Source organism: Corallococcus llansteffanensis (assembly GCF_003612055.1).
Lineage (GTDB): Bacteria > Myxococcota > Myxococcia > Myxococcales > Myxococcaceae > Corallococcus > Corallococcus llansteffanensis.
The window spans coordinates 1-4135 of sequence record NZ_RAWB01000746.1; the positions used below are offsets into that span (position 1 = coordinate 1).

Genomic DNA, 4135 nt, shown 5'->3' on the forward strand with positions numbered 1-4135 from the left:
TTGCCGGAGTTCACGCTGCCACCACCGCCACCGCCGCCCACCACCGCGAACACGCGCGTCACCTCCGGCCGGCTGGCGACGAAGTCCTCCGCGCGCTTGAACAGACGGTTGGTCTCCTCCAGGCTGCTGCCCACCGCCGTCTGCAACCGCACCGACATGCGCCCCTGGTCCTGCGACGGCACGAACTCGCCGGGCAGCGCCTTGAAGGCGAACCCGCTCAGCACCAGCATCGCCACCGCGACCAGCAGCACCCGGTACGGCCGCACCAGCCCCCAGGCCAGCACGCGCGCGTACAGGTGCTCCAGCTTCGTGAACGCCTTGTCCACCACCACGCCCACCCGGCTGCGGTGCTCGCGGGACGTCTTGAGCAGCTGCGCGCACCGCGCGGGCGCCAGGGTGATGGCCTCCACGTAGGACAGCAGCACCGCCACGCACAGCGTGACGCCGAACTGGAGGAAGAACCGGCCGATGATGCCCTTCATGAACACGACGGGCAGGAAGATGGCCACCACCGCCAGCGTCGCCGCCAGCGCCGCGAAGGTGATCTCCGCGGTGCCCTCGCGCGCGGCGCTCACCCGGTCCTTCCCCTCCTCCGCGTGCCGGAAGATGTTCTCCAGCACCATGATGGCGTCGTCCACCACGATGCCCACGGCCAGGGCCAGGCCCAGGAGCGTGAAGGTGTTGAGCGTGAAGCCCAGGAAGTAGATGACCGCCACCGTGCCCAGGAGCGACATGGGGATGGCGAGCACGACGTTCAACGTGCTGGAGAGCGAGCCCAGGAACACCCAGCACACGAACGCGGTGAGGATGCACGCGAGCAGCAGCTCGAACTCGATCTCGTGCACGCTCTCCTCGATGAACTGCGTCGAGTCGAAGTTGATGCTCGCGCTCATGCCCTCCGGCAGCTCCTTCTGGAGCTCCGCGAGCATCGCGCGGACCTGCTGCGCCACGGCCACCGCGTTGGCGCCGCGCTGCTTCTTGATGCCCAGCGCCTGCGCGGGCTCGCCGTTGACGCGCGCGAGCCGCCGCTCGTCCTCGAAGCCGTCCTCCACGATGGCCACGTCGTGCAGGTACACCGCGCGGCCGTTCTCCTCGCGCACCACCACGTCGCGCAGCGTCTCCAGGTCCAACGCCTCGCCCATGAAGCGCACGTTGACCTCGCGGCCCTGCGTCTCGATGCGGCCGGCGGGCAATTCCACGTGCTCGCGCTGGAGCGCGGCGACGAGGTCCGTGACGGTGAGCGCGTGCGCGTCCAGCTTCTCCGCGTCCACCCAGATGCGCACGTTGCGCTCCAGGAGGCCGCCCAGCATCACCTCGCCCACGCCGGGCACCGTCTGCAGGCGCTCCTTCACGCGGTAGCGGGCGAAGTCGCTCACCACCTGCTGGGAGAAGGGTCCGGCCACGCCCAGCCACATGATGGGCTGGTCCTCCGGGTTGGACTTGGAGACGACGGGCGGATCGATGTCCAGCGGCAGCCGGCGCTGGGCCTGGCTCACCTTGGTCTGCACGTCCTGGAGCGCCAGGTCCACGTTGCGCGACAGGTCCAGCTCCACCGTGATGTTGGCGCTGCCCTGGCGCGCGGAGGACGTGATGCTCTTGACGCCCTCCACCTGCGTCACCGCCTCCTCGATGAACTCGACGACGTCCGTCTCCACCGCCTCCGGGTTGGCGCCCTCCCAGCTCACGGAGATGTTGATGGTGGGGAAGTCCACGTCCGGGAACTGGCTGATGCCGATGCGCTGGGCCGCCACCAGTCCGAAGATGATGGTCGCCGCCATGATCATCCAGGCGAACACGGGCTTCTTGATGCAGACGTCGGTGATGCTCATGGGCGGCCCTCCGTGCCCGTGCGCGCCTCGGGGGCGGGCTGCTCCCCGGTGACCTTCGGCTTGGGGGCCTCCGACACGCGCACGGCGACGCCGTCACGCAGCGCCTCGGCGCCGCGCACCACCAGCGACTCGCCGGGCTTGAGCCCCTCCTTCACCTCCACCCGTCCGTCGGACGTGCGCAGGCCCAGCTCCAGGATGCGCTCGCGCGCCTTGTTGCCGTCCACCACGAACGCGAGGAAGCCGCGCTCGCTGGGGCGGATGGCCGTCTGCGGAATCACCGGGCTGCCCCCGCGCGTCTCCACCGGTACGCTCACCGTGGCGAACGCGCCGGGCCGCAGCTTCTGGGCCGCCTCGCCCGTCACCTCCGCGGTCACCGCCACCATGCGGCTCTGCTCGTCCGCGCTCGCGGCCACGTAGGTGATCTTCGCGGTGTACTCGCCCCCTTCGGAGCGCACCGTGAAGCGCGCCGGCATCCCCGGGGTGATGCGCGTCACGTCCGCCGCGGCGACATTGAAGCGCAGGAGCAGGGGCTCGCGCCGCAGGAGCGTGGCCAGCACCACGCCCGGTGTCACGTACTGGCCCGTCTGCACCGTGCGCGTCTGGAGGACGCCGTCCATGGGGGCGCGCACGTAGGCGTCGCGCTGGTTGAGCTGCGCCTGCTCCAGCATCGCCTTCGCGGCGGACACGTCCGCCTGCGCGGTGGCGGCGCGGGCCTGGAAGGTCTCCAGTTGTTCGGCGGGCAGCAGGCCCGGGCTCTGCGCGTTGACCTCCGCGCGGCGCTGGGCGCCGGCCTTCGCCTCCACGAGCGCGGCCTGGGCCTTCTGGAGCGACGCCTCCGCGGCGCGCACGGCGATGGCGTAGCGCGCGGGTTCGATCTCCGCGAGCGTGTCGCCCTTCTTCACCGCCTGGCCCTCGCTGAAGTTCACGCGCTCCAGGGCGCCCGGGACGCGCGCGGTGATCTGCACGCGCTCGAAGGCTTCCACGGCGCCCACGGCGTTGACCGCGTACTCCACGTCGCGCGCCTCGACGGGCGCGACCTCCACGGGGAACTGGAGGGCGCCCCGGCCTGAGGCGCCGCCCTTGCCGCCTCCCGCGTTCGCGGCCGCTTCCTTCTTGCAGCCGGGAGCCAGGGACAACACGGCCAGGGACACGGCCAGCACACCAGTGCGTCGCATTGCCTTCACGGTTCCTTCCCCAATGGATTCAGTCCGACGGCGGCCCGGAGGCCCAAGAGCGCCACGCCCAGACCGTAGCGGTTGCGAGCCAGGGCCACCTCCGCCTCGAAGAGGCTGAGCGACGCGTCCGCCACGGTGAGCGCGGTGGACAGCCCCTGGCGGTAGAGGATGCCCGTCTCGGTGGCGTTCTTGCGCGCGGCGCGGGCGGCCTGCTCCGTCTGCGCGAGCGCGGCCCGGGCCGTCTCCAGATTGACCCGCGCCTGTTCGATGTCCACCGACACGCGCCGGGTGGAGGCCTGGGTGTTCAGCTCCGCGGCGTTGGCGGTGGCCACGCGCTCGTGGCGATCCGCGTACCGCACGCCGCCGTCGAAGAGGTTCCAGGTGAGGTCCACGGTCAGGAAACCGTCGCCGACGTTGCCGTTGAGGCCCGCTTCGTTGGTGAGGCGGTACTGGGCGGTGGCCCCCAGCGTGGGGAGCAGGCGGGCGAGCGGCTCCTTCGCGAGCTCCCGCAGCGAGCGCACCCGCAGGCGCGCGGAGAGGATGTCCGGCCGCCGGTCGGTGGCCCCTTGCGTCAGCAGCTCCAGGGCGGGCGCGGGGCGCGCGGCGTCCGCGAGCAGCGGCTCTGGAGGTGCGAGCTCCCCCTTCACGGGTTCGACGAGGAGGAAGCCCAGCTCCAGCCGGCTCGTCTCCGCGTCACCGGAGGCCGCGGCGAGGTTGGCCTCGGCGGTGGCGACCTCCAGCTCGGCGCGGGTGACGTCGTTGGTGCTGGCGAGCCCCGCGTTCGCGCGGGCCTGGGCGTCGGCGAGGCCCTGGCGCGCGTAGGCCAGGCGCTGTTCGGCGGCCTGGTAGACCTGCTGGTTGGCGAGGGTGACGAGGAAGGCGTTGGCGGCCTCGAAGGAGACCTGCCGGCGCGTCTCCACGGCGTCGAGCTGGGAGGCTTCGCTCTCCAGCTTCGCGGCCTTGTAGAGGGGGAAGCCACGGGCGTCGAAGAGGGTCAGACGGCCGGTGAAGTTGGCGCCCAGGGCGTTGTACTTCTGGAGGACGACGGTCTGTCCGCCGACCTCGCGCGTGGATTCACGCAGACGGCGCGTGTAGGTGCCGCTGGCGCTGAGGCTGGGGAGGAAGAAGGCC

The 4135-nt window shown here is 71.6% G+C and carries 3 protein-coding genes; all 3 read right to left on the bottom strand.

What is annotated here, in order from left to right; all coding sequences use genetic code 11:
* A partial coding sequence (locus D7V93_RS39390) for an efflux RND transporter permease subunit (protein ID WP_147451582.1) occupies positions 1 to 1829 on the bottom strand: 1829 nt, incomplete at its 3' end.
* A complete protein-coding gene (locus tag D7V93_RS39395; protein WP_120648190.1) occupies positions 1826 to 3004 on the bottom strand; it encodes an efflux RND transporter periplasmic adaptor subunit in 1179 nt (392 codons plus the stop codon). The genes D7V93_RS39395 and D7V93_RS39390, both read right to left, overlap by 4 nt.
* Before the next feature lie 5 nt (positions 3005 to 3009).
* Positions 3010 to 4135 (bottom strand): TolC family protein (locus D7V93_RS39400; RefSeq protein ID WP_147451583.1); only part of this gene is annotated, 1126 nt, incomplete at its 5' end.